This window comes from Kribbella sp. NPDC058245, from assembly GCF_042882005.1.
GTDB lineage: Bacteria > Actinomycetota > Actinomycetes > Propionibacteriales > Kribbellaceae > Kribbella.
Genome location: NZ_JBHVWY010000026.1, coordinates 396 through 22,144, shown reverse-complemented (window position 1 = coordinate 22,144; position 21,749 = coordinate 396). Strand labels below are relative to the sequence as shown.

Below are 21,749 nucleotides of genomic sequence, written 5' to 3'. Positions count from 1 at the left end.
CCTTCAGTGGGTCCGGAGCTGGGCGGCCTTGGCCTGGACATGAGCGACGTAGCGCACGGTGAAGATCATCGGTACGACGAACGCCGCGATCTGGACGATGGTCCGCGTGGTCGAGCCGGAGTGCGCGAGGGTGGCGAGAACGATCGCGGCGACGGCGAAGCTCGCGGTCCAGACGGTGGTGATGATGACGTTGGTGCGGACGAACAGCGGCTGCCCCCAGACCTCGCGGGGCGTGGTCTGCTTGGCGATCCCCAGCGTGAACGGCCTCCGCACGGCGAGCGAGGCACCGGCGATCAGGGCGAGCGCGGCCGACGACAGCGCCGGCGTGTAGGGGTGCAGCCCGCTGTCCGGCGTGATGAACGCGATGACCGTGATGGCGGCGAAGAAGACGGCTGAGCCGAGCTCGATGATCTGGGCGTCGAGCGTGCGGCCGGACCGGGTCTGCTGGGCGATCAGTCCGATCGAGAGGACCAGGGCGATCAGTGCGGCCCAGTTCCAGTGGGCGGACGGGATGATCGCGTAGACGATCCACGGGGCGAAGGTCCGCAAGTACGACATGAGGCTGGTGCTCCCTAACTGACGGTCGGATCGGAGGTTCCAATTTCGACATGTCAAAAATAGAACCTCCGATCTAGACATGTCAAGAGTGGAAAGTAGGATGTGCTGCATGAGCCTGCGACACGCCCTGCTCGGGTTGCTGGTCGAACACCCCGCCAGTGGCTACGACCTGCTGAAGACCTTCGAGACCTCGCTGGCCAACGTCTGGCCGGCCACCCAGAGTCAGCTGTACGGCGAACTGTCCAAACTCGCGGACAGCGGCCTGATCGTGGTGTCCGAGCAAGGTCCACGCGGCCGCAAGGAGTACACGCTGACCGAACCCGGCCTGGCGGAGCTCCGCCGGTGGCTGACCGAGACCGAGCCCCAGCGCACCCGGAGCGATGTCCTGCTCAGGGTCTTCTTCCTCGGTGTCCTCACTCCCGAGCAAGCGCGCGACTACCTCGACGGGCAGGCCGCGCAGGCGGCCGGGCTGCGCGCCGAGTTGAAGAAGCTCGACGACGCGATCGACTGGGACGACGCGAGCCTCTCCGTCTACGGCCGGATCGCGCTGGAGTACGGTCAGCGTCTCGCCGCGATGCAGCAGGAATGGGCCGAGTGGGCCCGCACCCAGGTCAAGCCCGGCTGAGGGCCCCGCCGGGTCAGAAGAGCGGCAGAAGCTCCGATCCCACCGTGTAGTAGCCGGAAGCGGTCACATAGTCGTCGGCGACGATGGAGGCCTCGTTGTGCGACGAGCCCCGGAGCCAGGTCAGTTCTTCGTACTTCGCGACGCCGCCGTTGTACTTCCCGATGGCCTGGATACAGGTCGTCCAGACGTAGGTGTCGTCCCGGAGATAGATGGTGCGGGACTTCCATTCGGACGTGTGGTTGACGAACTCCGACCACACGTAGTCGCCGGCGGCGAGACGAAGCGTGCGCTGGACGCAGGCCTGCGGAGAGCCCACCGGTGCGTCCCAGGCCAGGTACTGACTTTTCTCGTTGTAGGCCGGTGGATAGTAGGCGAACGCCGGCGCGGCAGGTACCGCGGTCGCGATCAGAGCGATGGTGGCCAGAGCCTTGCGAGGAATGCGCATGCGAGTCCTGTCTCAGAAGTCGTTGACGTGGTCCTGCGCCCAGGTGGCGAAGGAGCGAGCGGGGTGGCCAGTGAGGTGGTCGACGGTTCCGGTCAGTCGGACAGGCTTGCCGTCGTTGGACCTCCACCAGTTCAGGAGGGCGTCGGCGTACGGCCCGGGGACGTAGTCGGCCATCTCCTGCTTCCATTCATCCGGAGTCACCTGGTTGATGGCGATGGGTCGGCCGATGACCGCGGAGAGCTGGTCGATCTGATCGGCGAACGTCAACGACTCAGGTCCGCTCAGCACGTACTCGCGCTGCTGGAACCGTGGCTCGGTCAGCAGCGTGAAGGCGGCTTCGGCGACGTCGTACTCGTGGATGGGATCGCTGTGGGCGTTGGGGAACGGCAGGCTCACCGGCCGGCCGGTCTTGATCGGCCACGCCCAGGCGCTCGCGTTGCCCGCGAAGGCACCGGGCCGCAGGATCGTCGTACCGAGAGTGGAATCGTCGACCGCCTTCTCGACCGCCAGGTGTGACTTCGCGAGGTGGTCGTTGGCGGCATCCGGGCCGAGGACCGCCGCAGTCGACAGAATGACGACCTGCTGTACGCCGGCGGCTTCGGCCTCGGCGACGAACTCGGTGATGTGCGCGGATTCGGCGTACAGGAAGACCGAGTCGACGCCGGACAGAGCGGCCTTGAAGGTGGTCGGGTCGGTCAGGTCCAGCTTGATGGCCGGGACGCCGTCGAGCTTGCCGGGGTCCGATGACGCCAGCCGTACGGCGTGATTCTGTGCGGTCAGCAAGGTGGTCAGGTGGCTGGCGACCGCGCCGCGGCCGCCGGTGATGAGAATCATCGAGCTCCTTGAGGATCAGTGGTTCTGGGCAGGGGCTTTTCGGGGGAGCAGCCAGACCGCGCAGCAACTCAGGAGGGTGACTCCTGCGACGACGAGCAGGCTGGTGCTGACGGCATGGGCCTGGCCCGGGCCGAGGGTCTTGAAGTAGACGGTGGTGACGGCCGCCGCGCCGATCGCGTTGGCGAGTTGCTGGACGGCGGCGAGTGAGCCGCTGCCGCTGCCGGCCTCGTCCGGGTCGGTGTCGCCCATGGTGACGTCGTAGATCGTCCCGAAGCAGGTGCCCATGCCGAGGCCGATCACGAGGACCGCCGGGACAAGGGCTCCGACGGGAGGACCCTGGACGTGCACCGCGGCGTACAGGCCGCCGGTGCCGATCAGCGTGATCAGCAGGCCGATGAAGACGAGATTGCGGCCGAGCTTCGCGATCAGTTGATAGCAGGAGATCGAGGCGATCACGATGCCCGCGGCGATCGGGGCCATGCCGACGGCGGCGGTCCGGAGCGGGGAGTAGCCGAGTCCGTTCTGCAGGAAGAGAGAGATGACGTACAGCAGTCCGGCGACAGCTGCGAAGAAGACGACGCCGAGCAGCAGGCCGGAGGTGAATCCCCGGTTCTTCAGCAGGGACGGCTTGATGAGCGGATTGGCGGCCGTGGTCTGGCGCCGTGCGAACAGCCCGGCGAAGATCGCCCCGATGGCCAGGAAGACGATGGGTCCGGCCGTCCAGCCGGTGCCGGAACCTTGGATCAGGCCGTACAGCAGACCGAACATCGCTACCCCGAGCAGGCCGGAGCCGAGCCCGTCGACGGAGACTCCCCGGTCGCCGTCGTCGCGGGGCAGCAGCCGGACAGCCGCGACGGTGGCGGCGCCGCCGAGCACGATGTTGATCAGGAACATCGCGCGCCAGCCGAGGCCGAACAGGTCGGCGTCGATCAGGAACCCGGCGAGGATCGGGCCGCCGACCGCGGACAATCCGAGCGTGGGACCGAAGGCGCTGAACGCCTTGCCGATCTCCTCGCGCGGGAAGACCGCGCCGAGGATGCCGAAGCCCTGGGGGATCAGCACCGCTCCGAAGGCGCCCTGGATCAGCCGGGCGACGATGATCGAGGTGGGGTCGAAGGCGAGCCCGCAGGCGACCGAGGCCAGCGTGAAGCCGGTGATGCCGATCAGGAACAACCGGCGGCGGCCGAACCGGTCGCCGAGCCGGCCGCCGACGACCAGCAGCACGCCGAGGGCGAGGGCATAGCTCGTGCCGAGCCATTGGATCAGCGAGTCGCCACCGCGCAGGTCCCGGGTGATGGTCGGTGCGGCGATGTTGGTGATGGTCGAGTCGAGCAGGTCGAGAATCTCGGCCGCGAGGATCACGGCGAGGATCGCCCACCTGCGGCGGACAGCGGTCGGAGCATCGAGTGTGGTCATGGCGGAACCTCTTCCGAACAAGGCATCACGAAGGGACGGCCGTCATGACTGCGGACGCCCGTTGGCAGGAACGGCTTCAGAGCCTGCGCACCCGGCTCACCAGACCGACTGATGGGCGAACAGCCAGTTCATCCTCGCCAGCTCCGCGGGACTCCCGCCCTTCTTGAGGATCAGCGGGAGAACCAGGTCCCGGACCATCCGTCCCATCGGTCCCTGCTTCTTGGTGTTGTTCATGCCAGCGCCCCACTTGACGACCCGCTCAACCCGTTCCCTGCGTTCCAGTTCGTACGCCGCCAGCGCAGCCGGCACGTCGGCCGCATCTCGCAGGCACCGGGCGAGCGTGACCGCGTCCTCGCAGGCCAAGGAGACTCCCTGCCCCGAGGCGGGTGAGACCGCGTGGGCCGCGTCGCCCACGATCACCATCGGTCCTCGGCTCCAGGTCGGGACAGCAGGCAGGTCGTACTGGTTGCTCAGCTTGAACTCGGCACTCGCTTCGACGATGGCAGCGCCGGGCGTGCGATCGACCGCCAGCAGGGCAACCAGCCGCTCACGAAGCCCAGGCGCCCGCAGTTCCCCGGGTGCCAGCTCGGCCTTGCTCGGCGGATTGGCGAACCACCAGATCTCGCCGTCCGGGCTGACCGTGTAGCCGAAGAAGCAGCGCTTGCCCCAGACCATCACGTACGAACCGGGCTCGGCGTCGAGGTCGACGCCCCGGCTGAACCCGCCGGTGTTCCCGAGTCCGGTGTAGCGCGGACCCGGGTTGGCCGGATCGATCACCTTCCGGGTCGCGGAATGAACGCCGTCTGCTCCGACCAGTACGTCGCCTTCGGCGGTCGTCCCGTCGGCGAACTCGACGATCACCCCACCGCCCACCACCGGCCGGGCACTTGTCAGGCGCTTACCGTGCTCGATCCGGATACCGCGCCGTACGGTCTCCGCGGCCAACCCTCGATACAGGTCGGAGCGCCGGATGGTGTGGGTCACCGTTCCGTCGTCGAGGACCGGGCCCATCGCCATCGCGCCGAGCTTCTTGCCGGTACCGCTGAAGAAGCTCATCCGGCCGGACGGGAAACCCGCGTCCAGGACCACCTGGTGCGCGTCGACCACCCGGAGTGCGTGCAGCCCGTTGACGGCGACGCCGAGGTAGATGCCGTGCTCGAGGCCGGCGCTCTCCTGGTAAGCCTCGTAGACGACTGGTTCGAGACCGGCCTTCTGAGCCGCCAGCGCGACGACTGTGCCGGCCACCCCGGCACCCATGATCAGTACGCGCACTCGGCAGTCTCCGCTCTCGACGATCCCTGCCGAAAGTCTGCGGTCCGAGTGGACTTGGGAACAGATACGTGATCACCTTCTGCCCTGTGAAGATCTCATGCAGCCGTTGGGTGACGGACGGCATGAAGGGGGCCTCGTGATCCGCGTTCTGCTGGCCGACGACATGAAGCTCTTCCGGGCCGCCCTCAAGAACCTGCTCGAGAAGCACGACGACTTCGAAGTCGTCGCCGAGGTCTACTGCGGCGACCAGATCGTGCCCATGGCGCTCGAGTTGCGGCCGGACGTCGCCGTGATCGATATCGAGATGCCAGGCCAGGACGGACTGGCCGCTGCCGCCGCGCTCCGGGAGCAGCTGCCCAGTTGCCGGACGCTGATCCTGACCGCGTTCGGCAGCCCCGCGAACCTGCGCCGGGCACTGAGTTCCCAGGCCGGTGGTTTCCTCAGCAAGGACGTCTCACCCGAGGCGCTCGCGGAGGCGATCCGGCAGGTCGCGGCCGGCATCCGGGTAGTGGATCCAAAGGTTGCCGCCGCGGCACTCACGCTCCCCCCGAACCCGCTGACTCCCCGCGAGGCCGAGGTCCTCCGGCTGGCAGCCGGCGGCGCGGAGGCGAAGCAGATCGCGATCGACCTGTTCCTCTCGACCGCCACAGTCCGCAACTACCTGAGTTCGATCACTGCCAAGCTCAACGCACGCACCCAGCTGGACGCGGTCCGGATCGCCACCGACGCGGGCTGGATTTGACCGAGGACTTCGAGGGTCTGCGGGCGGAACGCCAAGCCTCCTGGATCCTCGTGGGCCTCCTGGTCTCCTCTTTCTACCGCCGGATTCTGGAGCTGCCGGGCACGATCGACGGGCCGCTCGACCGCAACTTCGTCCTCAATCTCGCGGCTGCCGTCCCGACCGTGTTCGTCCTGCAGCTGGTGCACTCCCATCCTCGATTCCGGGAGTTCCGCCGCAGCTACGGACCGTGGAGTCTGGCTGCTCAGCTCGCGATCGCCCTGGCGGCGGCGCTCCTGCTGAGCTCGGCGCAGTTCTTCGCGGCCGGCCTGATCGGGTACGGCGCGGCGTCGGCCGTGCTGATCCTGCGACGACCGTGGTCCTGGCTGGTTTACGCACTGGCGACCGCGAGTATCCCGGCCCTCTGCCGGTACTACGACCAGTCGGCACTGGACACGTTCTGGTGGATCAACAACCTGCTCATCACCAGTACCGGGCTGGTCGGCATCTCGATGCTCGTCGAGTCGATCGCCGGCCTGCACCGCACCCGGACGGAGCTGGTACGGCTGGCCGTCGCCGCTGAGGCGCAGCAGCTTCGCGACGATCTCCGGCACGAGCTCAAGGCCCGGCTGGTCGCCCTGTCAGACCTGGCCGACGAGGCTCGACGCGTCCTGGCCGCGTCGCCCGCGGCGGCTCGTGAACAGCTGTCGCAGATCATCCTGAGCGCGCGGACGGCGCTCTCGGACGCCCGCGATATCGCGGGCGACTATCGCCGTCCACCCGCGCCCGAGCCGGAAGATCGCACGCGGCCGAGAACAGCGAACCTGCTCGTGATCATCCACTCGTCCTTGGTGACCGGGTACGACGTGGTCTACGCGATCGTGCATCGACCCGGACCGCTCGTGCTGGTGGTCGCGATCGGCGCGGGCGCGGTGAGCCTGGCCCTGATGATCCGGCACCTGCTCCCGCCGGCGAACGGAGTCCGCCCCCGGGGCTGGGGAGCGACCCTGGCGCTTCAGGCCGTCCTCGCCTTCGCGCCGCTACCGCTCACAGGCATCGCCTGGATCGGGATGCCGATGATGCTGGCCGCGACCATGCTTGTGCTGCTCCCGGTCCGGATCGCCCTCCCCGCCATGCTGCTGATCGCGGTCGCGGACTGTGCCTTCGTTTTCAGCCTCGGCGATTCTTTGGCGCTGGTCAGCTACTACTTCGTGGCGACGATCGGCTTCGCACTGACCGGCTATTGCCTGGCCGAGTTCGCGCGCGTGGCCCGGCGGCTCCGTGCGGCTCACGCCGAGCTGGCCTGGATGGCCCGGACGCAGGAGCGCGTGCGGTTGGCCAAGGATGTGCACGACCTGGTCAGTTCCGGCCTGGCTGCCCTCCTGCTGAAGGCCGAACTCGCCCGGACCCAGCTCGCCACGGCCGATCCCGGCGTCGTCGGCGAGCTCGACGAGATCGCGGCGCTGGCCCGGCGGTCGGCCCGGCTGATCGACGAGTTCCATCTCCCGGGCTCCGGGCTGACTCTCGCGGAGGAGGTCGCGTCGGCTCGGTCGATCCTCAGGTCGGCCGGGATGAGCGGCACCGTCGACACGGTTCCCGACCGGCTTCCCACTGGACTCGATCACGTGCTGGCCGTCGTCGTACGGGAGGCGATCGCCAATGTGTTGCGGCACAGCGACGCACGGCACTGCTCGGTCAGGTTCGAGCGCTGTCACGAGCTCCTGCAGCTCACCGTGACGAACGACGGGCTGACCGGAGTGCCCGGTGCCGGGACCGGAGTCGCGAACCTCAGATCGAGGGTGGAGGCCGTGGGCGGAAGCCTGACCACCGAGCGGTCGGCCGAAGTGTTCCGGCTCACGGCCGTCGTGCCGTCGGTACCGGAGCCGGCGGGCTCGGCCGGCGGAATTCTGTAGGCGGGCGCACGTAGGCTGGTCCGCATGCCATCCCAGCGTGTCGCGGACACCGCCGTACTGCCCGTTCCCGGGGCCTTGGAGACGGTGACGCTGAAGCTCCCCCGCAAGGCTCCGGTGTTCGCCGGAGAGACGTCCAGCCAGCTCGTCCGCAGGGCCCGGAAGATGCACAAAGTGCTCACCGATACCTATCCGGACGCTCACTGTGAGCTCGATTTCACGAATCCGCTCGAGTTGCTCGTGGCCACCATCCTGTCGGCCCAGACCACCGACGTGATGGTCAACAAGGTGACGCCGACGCTCTTCGCGAAGTACCCGACGGCCCAGGCGATGGCCGAGGCCGACCGCGAGGAGATGGAGACGATCCTCAAGCCGACCGGCTTCTTCCGCGCCAAGACCAACAGCGTGATGAAGCTCGGCCAGGTTCTCGTCGATGAGTACGACGGAGTTGTGCCGGGCAAGCTCGAGGAGCTGGTGAAGCTCCCCGGCACCGGCCGCAAGACGGCGAACGTGGTCCTCGGCAACGCCTTCGGCGTCCCCGGGATCACCGTCGACACGCACTTCGGCCGCCTGGTCCGCCGGTTCGGCTGGACCGAGGAGGAGGACCCGGTCAAGGTCGAGCACATCATCGGCGCCCTCTTCCCGAAGAAGGACTGGACGATGCTGTCGCACCGGCTGATCTTCCACGGCCGCCGCCGCTGTCACGCCAAGAAGCCCGCCTGCGGCGCCTGCCCGATCGCCCAGTGGTGTCCTTCGTACGGCGCCGGTCCGACCGACTACGAGTCCGCCGCGAAGCTGGTGAAGGTCCCGGCCGCGTGAGGCGTGCACTGGCGGCCGCCGTCCTCCTGACGGTTCTGGCGGGCTGTGGACCAACACCCAGTACGCCGGAAGCCGGGCCGACCGCGGTCCCGGGGGCCGACAAGCTGGTCGCGTGCCCGCCGACCCAGTCCCGGCCGCCGGTGAGCAACGGGCTGCCCGACATCACGTTGCCGTGTCTCGGCGGCGGCCCGGACATCCGGCTGGCCGATCTGCGGGGGCCGCTGGTGATCAACGTGTGGGCGCAGTGGTGCCCGCCCTGCCGGGATGAGGCGCCGTACCTGGCTGCCTTGCAGAAGAAGGCGGCCGGCAAGCTGCAGATTCTCGGGATCGACTACGACGACCCACGCGCGGAGCTGGCGGTGAAGTTCGCGGTCGACCACGAGCTGGACTATCCGCATCTGGTCGACTCCGAGAAACACCTGCGCAAGACGTTCGGGATCGTCGGCCCACCGGTGACGGTGTTCGTCGACAAGGACGGTAAATTCACTGTGCACAAAGGTGCCTTCACGTCGCAGGCGCAGCTCGACCAGCTGGTGAAGGACAAACTGGGAGTTTCACTGTGACGTTCGAGGCCCTGCCAATGAACAACGTGGAGATCCCGGACTGGCTGCACCCGTTGGCCAAGGCCTCCGCGGACGTCGACCCGAACGTGCTGTCCAGGTTCCTGCCGCCCGACGACCCGTCGGTGCGGAACTCCGCCGTACTGATCCTGCTTGCCGAAGGCAACGACGGCCCCGAGGTGCTGCTCACCGAGCGATCCTGGACGCTGCGCAAACACGCCGGCCAGATCGCGTTCCCCGGCGGCGGTGTCGATCCCGAGGACGACAACGTGGTCGAGACGGCGCTCCGGGAGGCGCTGGAGGAGACCGGCCTCGAGCCGGCCGGCGTCGTACCGTTCGCGGTCTGGCCGGCGCTTTGGGTGCCCGTCAGCAACTTCGGCGTGTCGCCGGTGCTGGCCTGGTGGCGGACGCCGTCGCCGGTGGCCGTGGTCGATCCGGCCGAGGTGGCCTCGGTGCACACTGTCCCCGTATCGGTGCTCGCCGACCCGGCCAACCGGGTCAGCTGCCGGCACCCTTCCGGGTTCACCGGCCCGGCCTTCCTGGTCGGTGACCTGTTCGTCTGGGGTTTCACCGCAGGGTTGCTCGACAAATTGCTGCTGCTCGGCGGCTGGGCGCGCGACTGGGACCCCTCGAACGTCGTACCTTTACCCGACCGACTGGTGGAAGCGGCCTGGCGGAGTGAGGGCAGCCGGTCGGCGGACGTCCGGCGGATGACCGCCATCGAACACGACCTTGGCGGGAACGATCCGGAGGATGTGGAGTGAGCAACCTCGACTGGGCGCTGGTGGTCGTCACCGTGCTGGTGGCGATCTCGGGGTACATCGAAGGCTTCGTACTGGGTGCGTGCGCAACGCTCGGGCTGCTCGGTGGCGCGGCCATCGGCGTCTGGGGCGTACCGCGGGTGCTCGACAACTTCTCGCCGAGCGTCTCGGTGTCGTTCGCGGCCCTGGTCCTGGTGGTGATCCTGGCCTCGATCGGCCGCACGGTCGGTGCCGTGGTCGGGTCCAGGCTGCGCAACAAGATCTCGTGGAGCCCGGTCAAGGCGGTCGACGCGCTCGGCGGCGCCGTACTGGCTGCTGCTTCGGTGCTGATCGTCTCCTGGGTCCTCGGTGTCGCGGTGAGCGGTGCCCGGATCCCCAGCGTCACCTCGGCGGTCCGTGGTTCGGCCGTGCTCGCCAAGGTCGACCAGGTGCTGCCCAGCGGCGCTGACAACGCACTGCAGGCCTTCAACGACGTGGTGAACACCGACCTGTTCCCGCGGTTCCTCGACCCGTTCGTACCCGAGCGGATCCGCGACACGCAGCCGCCGGACAGCGCGATCGCCCGGCAGCCGTTGGTTCGGCAGGCCTACACCCGAATCGCCAAGGTCACCGGCGTGGCCAACTGCTCCCGCGGTCTGGAGGGCAGCGGCTTCGTCTACGCACCCCAACGCGTGATGACCAACGCGCACGTCGTCGCCGGAGTCGGCTCCCCGCAGGTCGAGGTGAACGGCAAGTCCTACGAGGCGAACGTCGTCCTGTTCGATCCCGAGGTCGACATCGCCGTGCTGTACGTGCCGAAGCTCGACATCAAGCCACTGCAGTTCGACTTCGCCGCCAAGGCCGACGACCCGGCCGTCGTACTGGGGTATCCGGAGAACGGTCCCTTCGACTCCGAGCCGGCCCGGATCCGCTCCGAGGAGCGACTGCGCGGCCCGGACATCTACGGCGACCGCACGGTCACCCGGCAGGCATTCTCGATCTGGGCCTCGGTCCGCCCCGGCAACTCCGGCGGCCCGCTGCTGTCGGCCAAGGGCACCGTGTACGGCGTGGTGTTCGCGGCCTCGGTCGAGGACAACCGCACCGGCTACGTGCTGACCGCCGAGCAGGTCTCCGACGACGCGCGCGACGGCGCGACGGCAACTCAAGAGGTCTCCACAAAAACCTGCACGTAGAACGCAGCAGATCCGCCGGGTCGCCGCGTTCAGGGGGTGTGACGGCAACCATGGACGGATCAGTGCAGTACGACGAGGTGGTGCGCGCGACGCAGCCTCGGCTGGTTCGGCTCGGGCTGATGCTGACCGGCAACCTGCACAGCGCGGAAGACCTGGTGCAGACCGTTCTCGCCCGCGCCCATCGCCGGTGGGACCGGATCAGCGGTCTGGAGTTTCCCGAGGCCTATCTGCGCACGATGGTGGTCAACGAGTTCCTCAGCTGGCGGCGGATCCTCAAGAACCGTGAGCTGCCGCTCGCCGAACCGATCGAACGACCGTCCGACGAGGACATCGGCTCACGCCAGGCGTTGAAGGACGCCACCTGGCAGTTGCTGACCACGCTGCCGCGCCAGCAACGCGCCGTACTGGTGCTCCGGTACTACGAGGATCTGTCCGACGCCGAGATCGCCGAGATCCTCGGGATCGCCGTCGGCACGGTTCGCTCGAACGTTGCCCGAGCGCTCGCCAACCTGCGCGATCACCTGTCCACCGAGGAGGACTGACATGCCCAAGCTCACCGACGACCAACTAGGCGACCTCCTCCGTGAAACCTTCGCCGACCACGAGGCCGACGTTCTCTTGCCCAAGGCAACTAAGCGCCGGCCGCTCATCCCGGTCCTGGTCGCGGCGGCCGCCGTACTGGCTGTGCTTGGCGGCACGCTCTACACCGTCCACGGCACCGAATCGGTCGCTCCTGTCGAGCAGACCCCCACCGCGTCCGCTGGGCTCCCGATCTCCTCGGATGCGGCCGCCTGGTCCAAGGCGATCCGGGCGATCGCCCAGGACCACGCCCCGGCCGGTGGCTGGAAGATGCTGGAAATCCACAAGTCCTGGGGTGCGACGGTCTCCACTGGGGTGCCTATCCCGATAGGCAAGAAGCGGCCACCTGCGCCGACGCCGGGACACATTCCACAGTTGGGGCCGGCCGAGCAGGAGGCGATCACGCGATCGCTGCAGGACGTTGCCCCGGTGACGTGGAAAGACGGTCTGCAGAACCTCTCCGGATCCTTCGACTCCAGCAGCGCGCAGATCGTGATCCATCCGATCACCCACTCGGGCGCGTCTCGAGTGGTGGAGGTTGAGCTCCTCCACAGCGTGTACGACGGCACCCGCTGGAAGGTCACCACCTACGAGAGGCTCGTCGTCAGCTGAGCCAATCGAGAAGCTGGGCGTTGAACAGCTCCGGCGTCTCCTCGTGGGGGAAATGGCCCGCAGGGGTGATCACCTCGTGCCGCAGCGACGCTGTGACCAACTCGGGCGGTGTCGTTGCGGTGGGGGAGACGGCCGGGTCCTGAGCGCCGTTGATCTGCAGCACCGGTACGGCGACTGGCGTACGCATCAGCGCGGAGTACTTCCGACCGTCCGGTCGCAACCGTGATCGGGCAAACCAGCGGTGGTATTCGAGCGCACAATGCGGAGCCGGCCACACCTGCAACGCAGCCCGATACCGCCGCGACGCCTCGGCGTCAGGGAACGATCCGCCCGGGGCTGACCAGTCGCGCAGCAACTGCTCAATGTGTACGCCGTCATGCGCGAGCAACCGTCGTTCGGGCAGCACGGGGAGCTGGAACCACGCCGTACGGGCTAATGCCTTCGTCTGCCCAGAACGGGCCAGCAGCAACGGATGTGGGGCCGACACGGCCGCCAGTGCGCGAACCTGACGTGGAGCCAGTACGGCGGCCGACCAGCCGATGAAACCGCCCCAGCCGTGTCCGACGATGACGGCGTCGGTTGCGCCGAGCGAGCGGATCACACCCGAGACATCGGCGGCCGCGGTATAGGGGTCGTAACCACGAGGAGTCTTGTCGCTGGCGCCGTACCCGCGAAGGTCCATCGCGACCGCGCGATACCCAGCGGCCGCGACGGCCGGCAGTTGATGGCGCCAGGCCCACCAGAACTCTGGGAACCCGTGCAGGAACAGGACGAGTGGATCATCGGCCGCTCCGCACTCGGCGACGTGGAACCGTGCCCCGTTGGCCGCCACCAGCGAGTGCGACCAGGGCCCGTCGACCAGGAGGTCGACGACACCCGCCGGGCTCAGTCGCCCTTGCCGATCGCCTTGAGGACCTCGACCGACTCCTTGGAGGTCTCGATCGCCCGCTCCGGGCCCTTCGCCTTGCCGAGCGCCCGCTTGCCGAGCAGCACCAGCACGGCCGCGATCAGCAGGTAGACCACCGCGGCGGCGACGAACGCCAGCGCCGGGTGCAGGCCGATCGCCACGAAGGCGTAGCCCAGCGCGATGGACAGCAGGATGATCGCGAGCAACCCCAGGAAGCCCGCGGCGCCGAACATCCCGACACCGGTCCCGGCCGAGACAGCGGTCTTCTTGAGCTCGGTCTTGGCCAGCTCGACCTCGCTGCGGACCAGGTCGGACAGGTCCTTGCTCGCCTTGGCCACCAGTTGGCCGACCGTGGGCTCGTCCCCGCTCATGGTGCTCCTTCCGTGCGTCCGTGCCCCGACACTACCGGTACCCCCGCGTAACGAAGTGCTCCGCGCCGGAAGTTCTTCGGCGCTTCCGGCGCCCAGGCACGCACCTCGCCGCACCGGAGGAACAGCCACGATGGAAAAGCATCGAGGCCGCCCCTCCGGCACACCGATGCACGCACCTGAACACCGCAATCACTCGAACAACATCCGACGTGGAGCACTAGTCGGCATACACACGATTGCGGCGGAACAACAGAACCGAGGCGAAGATCGCGGCCAGCACGGATGAGATCAGTACGGCGGCCTTCGCGCGCTCGACCTGGGCGATGTCACCGGCGAAGGCGAGTTGCGCGATCAGCAGCGACACCGTGAACCCGATCCCGGCCAGCACGGACACGGCGCCGACGTCGCGCCACTCCAGGTCGGAGTTGAGCTCGGCCCGGGTGAACCGCGCGGTCAACCAGGACCCGCCGAATACCCCGATCGCCTTGCCGACGAGCAGCCCGGCGGCGATCCCGATCGCGACCGGATCGGTCACCAAGTGCCCGATGACGCCGCCGCCCAAGGTCACCCCGGCCGCGAACAACGCGAACAACGGTACGGCGACTCCCGCAGACCACGGCCGAAGCCGGTGCTCGATCCGCTCGGCCGGTGCGTGCTCCTCGCCCTTGTCCGCCACCACGCGGGTGACCAGGCCGAGCGCGACCCCGGCGATCGTCGCGTGAATCCCGGACTCGTGCATGAACCACCAGGCCCCGATCGCGACCGGCACGTACAGGAACGGCGTACGGATTCGGTAGCGCTGGGCAACGAACCAGACCGCGATCAGCGCGATCGAGAGCAGCAGCGGGATCAGGTGGAAACCGTGCGAGAAGAACACCGCGATCACCAGGATCGCGCCGAAGTCGTCGACGACCGCGAGGGTGAGCAGGAAGGCGCGCAGGGCGTTCGGCAGCGACGAGCCGACGATCGCGAGCACCGCCAGTGCGAACGCGATATCCGTTGCCGTCGGCACCGCCCAGCCGCCCGGCTTGCCGTCCTTCGCCGCGAGGTTCACGACCACATAGATGATTGCCGGAAGCACCATTCCGGAGATCGCCGCGACCACCGGTACGACGGCCTCGCTGAGCTTGGACAACGACCCGACCACGAGCTCACGCTTCAGCTCGACCCCGGCCAGGTAGAAGAACAACGTCAACGCGCCGTCCGACGCCCAGGACTCGACGGTCAGCGGGCCGAGCTGGAACTCCCGTAAGTGGTCGTACGCGTCCTGCCAAGGCGAGTTCGCCCAGATCAGTGCGACGATCGCGGCACCGAGCAGCAGCAAGCCGCCGGTCGTCTCGGCCCGCAGTGTGTCCGCGATGAACGTCCGCTCGCGGTCGAGCAGGTTGGGAAAGACGCGTCGGGTGCTCATGAGGGGCCCTTCGGCATTTGGGGTCGGTCGACTCATCGCCGACCAGACTTCCCGGCACACCCAGTAGTCAGTCTACCGAGTCCAGACGCTCGCCTCCGGGCCCTTCGGCACGATTCCGGTCGGGTTGATGGTGTTGTGGGTCACGTAGTAGTGCCGCTTGATCTGGTCGAAGTCGACCGTCTCGCCGAAGCCCGGCTGCTGGTAGAGCCGACGGGCGTAGGCCCAGAGATTGGGGGACTCGGTCAGCTTGTTGCGGTTGCACTTGAAGTGGCCGTGATACACCGCATCGAAGCGCACGAGCGTGGTGAACAACCGCACGTCGGCCTCGCTGAGCGTGTCGCCGAGCAGGTAGTCACGGCCCTGCAGTCTGTCCTCGAGCACGTCGAGCCGGGCGAACAAAGCGTCGTACGCCGCCTCGTAGGCCTCCTGCCCGGTCGCGAACCCGCAGCGGTAGACGCCGTTGTTCACGTCGCGGTAGATCTCCTCGATCAGCTGATCCATCTCGGCGCGATCTTCGGGGATCAGTTGCGGTGCGTCGGGTTTGTGGTGATCCGTCCACTCGGTCGACAGGTCCAGCGTGATCTGCGGGTAGTCGTTGGTGACGACCAGACCGGTCAGGGTGTCGACGATCGCGGGCACCGTGACGCGGCCGTCGTACGACGGGTCGGTGCGCAGGTAGGCCTCGGACAGGTACTGGATGCCGAGCACCGGGTCCCGGTCTTCAGGGTCGAGGGTGAACCGCCAGCCCTTCTCGTCCCGGACCGGGTCGACCACGGCCAGGCCGATCGCATCCTCGAGCCCGAGCAATCGCCGGACGATCACCGACCGATGAGCCCACGGGCAGGCGAGGCTGACGACCAGCCGGTACCGCCCGGCCTCGACCGGCCAGCGGCCCTCGCTGTCCGGCCCCTCACCTGGGGACGAGTCCGAAGCGCGGCTGATCCGGTCGGTGAACCGGTTCCCCTGCCGCTTCCACTCGCCGTTCGATCCACTTTCGTTCACGAACTGTGCGCGACGCATAACGTTAAAACTACCCCTGACTCGTCACTGGCCGTGAGTCGGTGGCAGCGGTTACAGTCGGGCTGTCATGGTCCACCGCGTCAACGCCGTCGCGGTTGTCCGCAAGCACCCGTTCGTTCGGTACGACGTTCGCGGTCAGCGCCCCCGGCAACTGGTTTGCCGGCCACATTCCCAGGGATACTGAGCTCATGGCCCGCCCACGGAACAACCCCGGCGACCTCGCCGATCTCCCCACGGAGCTGCGGCCCGACCGGCCCAAGGGTGACCAGATTCGCGAGATCCTGGAGAACCTCACCCGTTCGCTGGCCGTCGGTACCGTGCTCCCCTCGGAGCGCGTCCTCGCCGAGCGCTTCGGCGTGGCCCGGATGACGGTCCGCCAAGAGGTCGACCGCGTGGTCGCCGAAGGCCTGGCCGCCCGTCGCCCCGGCGGCGGCACCTTCGTCGCCGAACCCCGCCCCTCGCGCATGCTGGCCTCCTCCTTCAGCCAGGACATGGTCAACCGCGGCATCACCCCCGGAGCCCGCGTCCTCGAGCACCGGGTCGGCGCAGCCGACGACGTACTGGCCCGCGAGCTCGAAGAGCCCATCGGCACTCCCGTCCTGCACCTGGTCCGCCTCCGCACCGCCGACGGCGAACCCATGGCCATCGAGCGCACAGCCCTCTCGCTGCGCCGCTACCCCGGCCTGGACGAGGTAGACCTCGCCGAAAACTCCCTGTACGGCGTCCTCGCCGAACGCTGGGGCGTAGCCCTGGGCATGGTCTCCGCCTCCATCGTCGCCGCCCCACCCGAAGGCGACGACGCAGAGCTGCTGGAGATCCCCCCAACCACCCCCTGCCTCATCATCACCTCAGCCCCCCGCACCGCCTCCGGCGAAGTCATCGAATTCGGCCGCAGCACCTACCGCTCCGACCGCTACGACATAACAGTCGCCTACCGAGCCACCTAGCCCCCGCGTTCCCCCGCCCACCCCCGATTTGGCTGGCTAGCCACCGCGCTTGGGGGTTCAGCACCGTGGTTAAGGGTGTACAACCCCCAATTTGAGTGCCTAGCCAGCGAAATGCCGGTCGCGGTGGGGCGGGGTACGCAGCGCGGGAAAGGTTAGGCGTTCAGGCTGCGGAGGATGGTGGGCTTTTCCAGGCGGCTGACGATTTCTACTGTCAGGGCTTGGACGAGGAGGGCGCCGACCAGGGTGGAGGTGGCGCCGGTTCGCTCGGGGGTGGTGTCGACGGCGATCAGGGCGTCGCCGGGGATGCCGCAGTTGTCGATCACCACGTCGGCGGTCTCGAAGAGGCGTTGGCCGCCGGGGGCTCGGGAGGTGACGGCTGTGCTGTGAGCCAGCGAGGTGAGGGCGATGACGTGCGCGCCGCGGGCTCGCACGCCCAGGGCGAACTCGACCGGTACGGCGTTTCGTCCGGAGTTGGAGGCGATCAGTACGACGTCGCCCGCCGCGATGTCGTTGATCTCCAGCAGTACGTCGGCCAGCCCGGGCAGCCGTTCGAGCAGCGAACTCTTCGTCAGCCCCTCGTGCAGCATCAGCCCCGGTTCGAGAACCGCCCGTACGTCGGCCAGTCCGCCGGCCCGCCCGTACAGCTCCTCCGCGATCAGGTGGCTGTGCCCTGTCCCGAAGACCCAGAACCGGTGACCATCACTGAGCGCGTCGACCACCAGCGAGGCGGCGACCTCGATCGCGCCGAGCTGGGTCTCCGCCGCGCGGTGTGCGATCGCCAACGCCTCTCGCAGGTACTCCGATGCCCCGGTCATGCGCGCGAACTTACCGCCGATCCGGGGTGTCGGCGAGCATCCGAACTAGACCACTTGCCCCGCAACTACCCCGTACGCCGAGCGGTGGTGCCGCGGGCGGTCTACCTCGTCCACGAGCGCGATCGCGAGATCGGCGTACGAGATCAGCTCGCTCGCATCAGCCGGAGCGACCCGATAGCTGCCCACTCGGGCCGGCGCAGCGTGGTTGAAGTCGCCGGCGGGCGCGACGGAAACCCAGTCGAGCGCTGAGGCCTGCAGGGTGTTCAGCGCTGCCTGGTGCATCAGATAAAACGACCGGTACTCGCTCGGGTAGCCGGCGGTGTCCATCAGGAGAGGACCGTCCGCGGTCGGCAGGATCGATGCCAGCCCGACCCACACCAGCCGCTCGACCCCTGCCTTGGTCAACCCGTCGACCAACGCCTCACTCGCGTCACTGAAGAACGAAGGGCCGCTGTCGTAGACGCTCGCGATCACCGCGTCGTGCCCGGCCGCCAGTTCGGCAATCCGCCGCGCATCCGTCACGTCGCCGTCGACCAGCCCATCGCCTCCGGAACGCGCGACCGCAGTCACCTCGTGACCGCGTGCCACCGCCTCGGAGACCGCTGCTTTTCCTGCGCGCCCGCGGGCGCCGATCACCATGATTCTGCTCATGCCGCCGAAAGTAGCCAGGACCCTGGTTACCAGCTGGATACCCTGAATGGCATGGAGGCACTGCGCGCGGACATGTTCGAGGAGATCTGCCCGTCGACGCTGCTCCCGTTCCGGATCGGCCCGGACAAGTGGGCAGCCCTGGTAATCCGCTGCCTGGAGGACGGCCCTCGCCGCTTCTCCGAACTCCGCGTTCCGCTGGCTCGCGTCACCCCGAAGGTGCTCACCCAGTCCCTCCGCGCACTCGAGCGAGACGGTTTTGTCCGTCGTACGGCGCAAGACAGGCGGGTCACCTACGAGCTCACCGATCTCGGCCACGGCCTGCTCAAGCAGCTCTACATCCTGTGCGACTGGACCGCCGACCACTGGGACGAGCTCCTGGACGCCCGTCCAGACAAATAGCGGCCGGTCAGACCACCCGTCGTACTGGTCGTTCTGTTCGGCGCAGGAGGAGTACTGCTGGGCGATACCAAGGTTCCGCGCGCGGGTTTGCATTGGTAGAAAGGGGGCGGGCGCTGCGACGCGCCGAAGCTACGAGGAGGAGTCGTCGACGTGCCGAACGAAGATTCATCGCAGTCCGAAGCCCTGTCGAACCTGATGCACGAGGAGCGTCGGTTCGAGCCGCCGGCCGAGCTGGCGGCGAACGCGAACCTGAAGGCGGACGCGTACGAGCGGGCCGAGGCCGACTTCGAGGGGTTCTGGGCCGAGCAGGCCAAGCGGATCACCTGGACCGTCGAGCCGACCGAGACGCTGGACTGGAGCAACCCGCCGTTCGCCAAGTGGTACGCCGACGGCAAGTTGAACGCGGCGTACAACTGCGTCGACCGGCACGTGGAGAACGGGCTCGGCGACAAGGTCGCCTACTACTTCGAGGGTGAGCCCGGCGACACCCGCGAGATCACCTACGCCCAGCTCAAGGACCAGGTCAGCCAGGCCGCCAACGCGCTGCTCGAGCTGAACGTCCAGGCCGGTGACATCGTCGCCATCTACATGCCGATGATCCCCGAGACCGTGGTCGCGATGCTCGCCTGCGCCCGGATCGGCGCCCCGCACACGGTCATCTTCGGCGGGTTCTCGGCCGAGGCGCTGAAGGACCGGATCATCGACTGCGACGCGCGCGTCGTGATCACCTCCGACGGCGGCTACCGCCGGGGCGCGCCGGCGGCGCTGAAGCCCGCGGTCGACGCGGCGCTGGTGGACTGCCCCGACGTCCGCAACGTGGTCGTCGTGAAGCGGACCGGCCAGGAGACCGCCATGGTCGAGGGCCGCGACCTCTGGTGGGAGGACTTCGTCGGCAAGCAGTCGACTGAGCACACCCCCGAGGCCTTCGACGCCGAGCACCCGCTCTACGTGATGTACACGTCCGGCAGCACCGGCAAGCCGAAGGGCATCCTGCACACGACCGGCGGCTACCTGGTCGGTACGTCGTACACGCAGTGGGGCGTCTTCGACCTCAAGCCGGAGACCGACGTCTACTGGACCGCCGCCGACATCGGCTGGGTCACCGGCCACAGCTACATCGTGTACGGCGCTCTCGCGAACGCGACCACGTCCGTCCTGTACGAAGGCACTCCGGACACCCCGCACCAGGGCCGTTGGTGGGAGATCGTGCAGAAGTACAAGGTCTCGATCCTGTACTGCGCTCCGACCGCGATCCGCACGTTCATGAAGTGGGGCAAGGAGATCCCGGAGAAGTTCGACCTCTCCACCCTGCGCGTGATCGGGTCGGTCGGCGAGCCGATCAACCCCGAGGCCTACATCTGGTACCGGGAGAACATCGGCGGTAACAACGCGCCGGTCGTCGACACCTGGTGGCAGACCGAGACCGGGATGCACATGATCTCCCCGCTCCCCGGCGTCACGGCCGGCAAGCCGGGCGCCGCGATGAAGGCGATCCCCGGTGTCAGCGTGGACGTCGTCGACGATGCCGGCAAGCCGGTACCGAACGGCTCGGGCGGCTACCTGATCATCGACAAGCCGTGGCCGGCCATGCTGCGCACCCTGTGGGGCGACGACCAGCGCTTCAAGGACACGTACTGGTCGCGCTGGCCGGGCGTCTACTTCGCCGGTGACGGCGCCAAGAAGGACGAGGACGGCGACATCTGGCTGCTCGGCCGCGTCGACGACGTGATGAACGTGTCCGGCCACCGCCTGTCCACCACCGAGATCGAGTCCGCCCTGGTCTCACACCCGAAGGTCGCCGAAGCCGCCGTCGTCGGCGCCTCCGACCCGACCACCGGCCAGGCCATCGCCGCCTTCGTCATCCTCCGCACCGAAGCCGGCGACGGCGGCCCCGACGTGGTCCAGGAGCTCCGCAACCACGTCGCCAAGGAGATCGGCCCGATCGCCAAGCCCCGCCAGATCATGGTCGTCGCCGAACTCCCCAAGACCCGCTCCGGCAAGATCATGCGCCGTCTCCTCCGCGATGTCGCCGAGAACCGCGAGGTAGGCGACGTCACCACCCTCGCCGACTCCACCGTCATGGACCTCATCAAAACCAACCTCGACTCCGGCAAATCCGACGAGGACTGAGTCCAGTACCAACACCGGACCCCGTACGCCGCAACTCGGCGTACGGGGTCCGTCTGTTCAGGCAGGGATAGCGGTGCGATCGGGTGCGGTCCAGCGACAACTCTTGTCGGCGGGAACGCCCAGCGTTGCAGTGGTGCCATGAGAAAACTGCTGCGCCGGATCGCGCTGCCTTGGTTGCTAACGGCCCTTATCTCGGGGACGGCGGCAACGGTCGCGCACGCTGATCCCGCCTACCCCTACCGAACCCTCTGCAACGACTTCAAGATCGGAACCACGCTCGGCGTGAAGGTGTGCCTGACCGAACAGGGCTTCGACTACGGCGCGTACTACGAGTGGCATGCGACCAGCTACTTCTACAACCTGACCGACCACCCCGTGACGGTCACCTCGCGAGTCGACGTGCGGAGCACCAGCCACGTCACCTACGGCACCACCCAAACAGAGACCATCCCGGTCGGCACCTACCCCGCCACCAACTCCCTGTGGATCGCCTACCAGCCAACCGGCCCCAACGCCTGGTCGACCGCCCTCATCACCGCCCCCGACCCCGGCCTCTTCGCCTACTCCCCCCACCTCTGACCTCACCCCCGACGGCCGTCGTACCGTCAGCGCAATCAGGGCCGGGGCCATCTCCCCGCCGATCCAGGTCAGTCCCGCTCCCCGCCCACCCGCTCCCCCGCCCACCGCTTCCCCGCCCACCGCGTCGCGCCACCGCTTCCTGCCCACCGCTTCCTGCCCACCGCTTCCTGCCCACCGCTTCCTGCCCACCGCTTCCTGCCCACCGCTTCCTGCCCACCGCTTCCTGCCCACCGCTTCC

At 68.1% G+C, this 21,749-nt stretch carries 24 protein-coding genes; 13 read left to right on the top strand and 11 right to left on the bottom strand.

The window, feature by feature from the left end; all coding sequences use genetic code 11:
• Positions 1–3: 3 nt before the first annotated feature.
• A complete protein-coding gene (locus ACFVWG_RS39490) occupies positions 4–558 on the bottom strand; it encodes a hypothetical protein (protein WP_391548647.1) in 555 nt (184 codons plus the stop codon).
• 109 nt (positions 559–667) lie between these two features.
• Between ACFVWG_RS39490 and ACFVWG_RS39485 the strand changes: the two genes are divergently transcribed.
• A complete protein-coding gene (locus tag ACFVWG_RS39485) occupies positions 668–1,183 on the top strand; it encodes a PadR family transcriptional regulator (protein WP_391548646.1) in 516 nt (171 codons plus the stop codon).
• Positions 1,184–1,196: 13 nt separating this feature from the next.
• Here the strand turns inward: ACFVWG_RS39485 and ACFVWG_RS39480 are convergent, their stop codons facing one another.
• The 4 genes from ACFVWG_RS39480 to ACFVWG_RS39465 form a co-directional block, all read right to left on the bottom strand.
• The gene (locus ACFVWG_RS39480; RefSeq protein WP_391548645.1) at positions 1,197–1,628 is read right to left on the bottom strand and encodes a hypothetical protein; all 432 of its coding nucleotides are present in this window, start codon (positions 1,626–1,628) and stop codon (positions 1,197–1,199) included.
• Positions 1,629–1,640: 12 nt separating this feature from the next.
• The gene (locus tag ACFVWG_RS39475; protein WP_391548644.1) at positions 1,641–2,462 is read right to left on the bottom strand and encodes an NAD(P)H-binding protein; all 822 of its coding nucleotides are present in this window, start codon (positions 2,460–2,462) and stop codon (positions 1,641–1,643) included.
• Positions 2,463–2,477: 15 nt separating this feature from the next.
• A complete protein-coding gene (locus tag ACFVWG_RS39470; RefSeq protein WP_391548643.1) occupies positions 2,478–3,878 on the bottom strand; it encodes an MFS transporter in 1,401 nt (466 codons plus the stop codon).
• A 96-nt stretch (positions 3,879–3,974) separates the two neighbouring features.
• Positions 3,975–5,150 (bottom strand): FAD-dependent oxidoreductase, encoded by a 1,176-nt coding sequence (locus ACFVWG_RS39465; protein WP_391548642.1) that lies wholly within the window; start codon positions 5,148–5,150, stop codon positions 3,975–3,977.
• A gap of 136 nt (positions 5,151–5,286) precedes the next feature.
• Here ACFVWG_RS39465 and ACFVWG_RS39460 point away from each other — a divergent pair, with 136 nt between their 5' ends.
• The 8 genes from ACFVWG_RS39460 to ACFVWG_RS39425 are packed head-to-tail and all read left to right on the top strand — an operon-like array spanning position 5,287 to position 12,281.
• Positions 5,287–5,892 (top strand): DNA-binding response regulator, encoded by a 606-nt coding sequence (locus ACFVWG_RS39460; RefSeq protein WP_391548641.1) that lies wholly within the window; start codon positions 5,287–5,289, stop codon positions 5,890–5,892.
• On the top strand, positions 5,889–7,781 hold the full coding sequence (locus ACFVWG_RS39455) for a histidine kinase (protein WP_391548640.1): 1,893 nt from the start codon (positions 5,889–5,891) through the stop codon (positions 7,779–7,781). The genes ACFVWG_RS39460 and ACFVWG_RS39455 overlap by 4 nt, the downstream gene beginning before the upstream one ends.
• 24 nt (positions 7,782–7,805) lie before the next feature.
• Positions 7,806–8,597, top strand: coding sequence for an endonuclease III (gene nth / locus ACFVWG_RS39450; RefSeq protein WP_391548639.1), 792 nt, complete (start codon positions 7,806–7,808; stop codon positions 8,595–8,597).
• A complete protein-coding gene (locus ACFVWG_RS39445) occupies positions 8,594–9,160 on the top strand; it encodes a redoxin domain-containing protein (protein WP_391548638.1) in 567 nt (188 codons plus the stop codon). The genes nth and ACFVWG_RS39445 overlap by 4 nt, the downstream gene beginning before the upstream one ends.
• On the top strand, positions 9,157–9,921 hold the full coding sequence (locus ACFVWG_RS39440; RefSeq protein ID WP_391548637.1) for an NUDIX hydrolase: 765 nt from the start codon (positions 9,157–9,159) through the stop codon (positions 9,919–9,921). The genes ACFVWG_RS39445 and ACFVWG_RS39440 overlap by 4 nt, the downstream gene beginning before the upstream one ends.
• Entirely contained in the window at positions 9,918–11,090 is a 1,173-nt protein-coding gene (locus ACFVWG_RS39435; protein WP_391548636.1) for a MarP family serine protease, read from the top strand. Before ACFVWG_RS39440 ends, ACFVWG_RS39435 begins: the two co-directional genes overlap by 4 nt.
• 50 nt (positions 11,091–11,140) lie before the next feature.
• On the top strand, positions 11,141–11,632 hold the full coding sequence (locus tag ACFVWG_RS39430; RefSeq protein WP_391548635.1) for a SigE family RNA polymerase sigma factor: 492 nt from the start codon (positions 11,141–11,143) through the stop codon (positions 11,630–11,632).
• Position 11,633: 1 nt separating this feature from the next.
• Positions 11,634–12,281: a hypothetical protein gene (locus ACFVWG_RS39425; protein WP_391548634.1), complete on the top strand. Its 648-nt coding sequence runs from the start codon at positions 11,634–11,636 to the stop codon at positions 12,279–12,281.
• Here ACFVWG_RS39425 and ACFVWG_RS39420 read toward each other — a convergent pair.
• From ACFVWG_RS39420 to ACFVWG_RS39405, 4 genes are all read right to left on the bottom strand, one after another.
• Positions 12,274–13,113, bottom strand: coding sequence for an alpha/beta fold hydrolase (locus tag ACFVWG_RS39420; RefSeq protein ID WP_391548633.1), 840 nt, complete (start codon positions 13,111–13,113; stop codon positions 12,274–12,276). The genes ACFVWG_RS39425 and ACFVWG_RS39420 overlap by 8 nt on opposite strands.
• 53 nt (positions 13,114–13,166) lie before the next feature.
• Positions 13,167–13,559: a phage holin family protein gene (locus ACFVWG_RS39415; RefSeq protein ID WP_391548632.1), complete on the bottom strand. Its 393-nt coding sequence runs from the start codon at positions 13,557–13,559 to the stop codon at positions 13,167–13,169.
• 217 nt (positions 13,560–13,776) lie between these two features.
• Positions 13,777–14,970, bottom strand: coding sequence for a Na+/H+ antiporter NhaA (nhaA, locus tag ACFVWG_RS39410; RefSeq protein ID WP_391548631.1), 1,194 nt, complete (start codon positions 14,968–14,970; stop codon positions 13,777–13,779).
• A 72-nt stretch (positions 14,971–15,042) separates the two neighbouring features.
• Entirely contained in the window at positions 15,043–15,990 is a 948-nt protein-coding gene (locus ACFVWG_RS39405) for a glutathione S-transferase family protein (RefSeq protein WP_391548630.1), read from the bottom strand.
• A 188-nt stretch (positions 15,991–16,178) separates the two neighbouring features.
• Between ACFVWG_RS39405 and ACFVWG_RS39400 the strand changes: the two genes are divergently transcribed.
• A complete protein-coding gene (locus ACFVWG_RS39400) occupies positions 16,179–16,937 on the top strand; it encodes a GntR family transcriptional regulator (RefSeq protein WP_391548629.1) in 759 nt (252 codons plus the stop codon).
• A gap of 152 nt (positions 16,938–17,089) precedes the next feature.
• On the opposite strand, the gene ACFVWG_RS39395 is transcribed toward ACFVWG_RS39400, so the two are convergent.
• Together ACFVWG_RS39395 and ACFVWG_RS39390 are read right to left on the bottom strand one after the other, a co-directional pair.
• Positions 17,090–17,752, bottom strand: a complete 663-nt coding sequence (locus tag ACFVWG_RS39395) for a sugar isomerase domain-containing protein (protein WP_391548628.1) — start codon at positions 17,750–17,752, stop codon at positions 17,090–17,092.
• A 45-nt stretch (positions 17,753–17,797) separates the two neighbouring features.
• Positions 17,798–18,403, bottom strand: coding sequence for an NAD(P)-dependent oxidoreductase (locus tag ACFVWG_RS39390; RefSeq protein WP_391548627.1), 606 nt, complete (start codon positions 18,401–18,403; stop codon positions 17,798–17,800).
• A 51-nt stretch (positions 18,404–18,454) separates the two neighbouring features.
• Between ACFVWG_RS39390 and ACFVWG_RS39385 the strand changes: the two genes are divergently transcribed.
• The 3 genes from ACFVWG_RS39385 to ACFVWG_RS39375 all read left to right on the top strand — a co-directional run bounded on the left by ACFVWG_RS39385 (position 18,455) and on the right by ACFVWG_RS39375 (position 21,511).
• Positions 18,455–18,802 carry a winged helix-turn-helix transcriptional regulator gene (locus ACFVWG_RS39385; RefSeq protein WP_391548626.1) on the top strand — a complete coding sequence of 116 codons (348 nt, stop codon included), beginning with the start codon at positions 18,455–18,457 and terminating at the stop codon, positions 18,800–18,802.
• Positions 18,803–18,997: 195 nt separating this feature from the next.
• Positions 18,998–20,932 carry an acetate--CoA ligase gene (gene acs / locus ACFVWG_RS39380; protein ID WP_391548694.1) on the top strand — a complete coding sequence of 645 codons (1,935 nt, stop codon included), beginning with the start codon at positions 18,998–19,000 and terminating at the stop codon, positions 20,930–20,932.
• Between the two features lie 138 nt (positions 20,933–21,070).
• Complete coding sequence (locus ACFVWG_RS39375) at positions 21,071–21,511, top strand: hypothetical protein (protein ID WP_391548625.1); 441 nt, start codon at positions 21,071–21,073, stop codon at positions 21,509–21,511.
• The last annotated feature ends 238 nt before the right edge of the window (positions 21,512–21,749 follow it).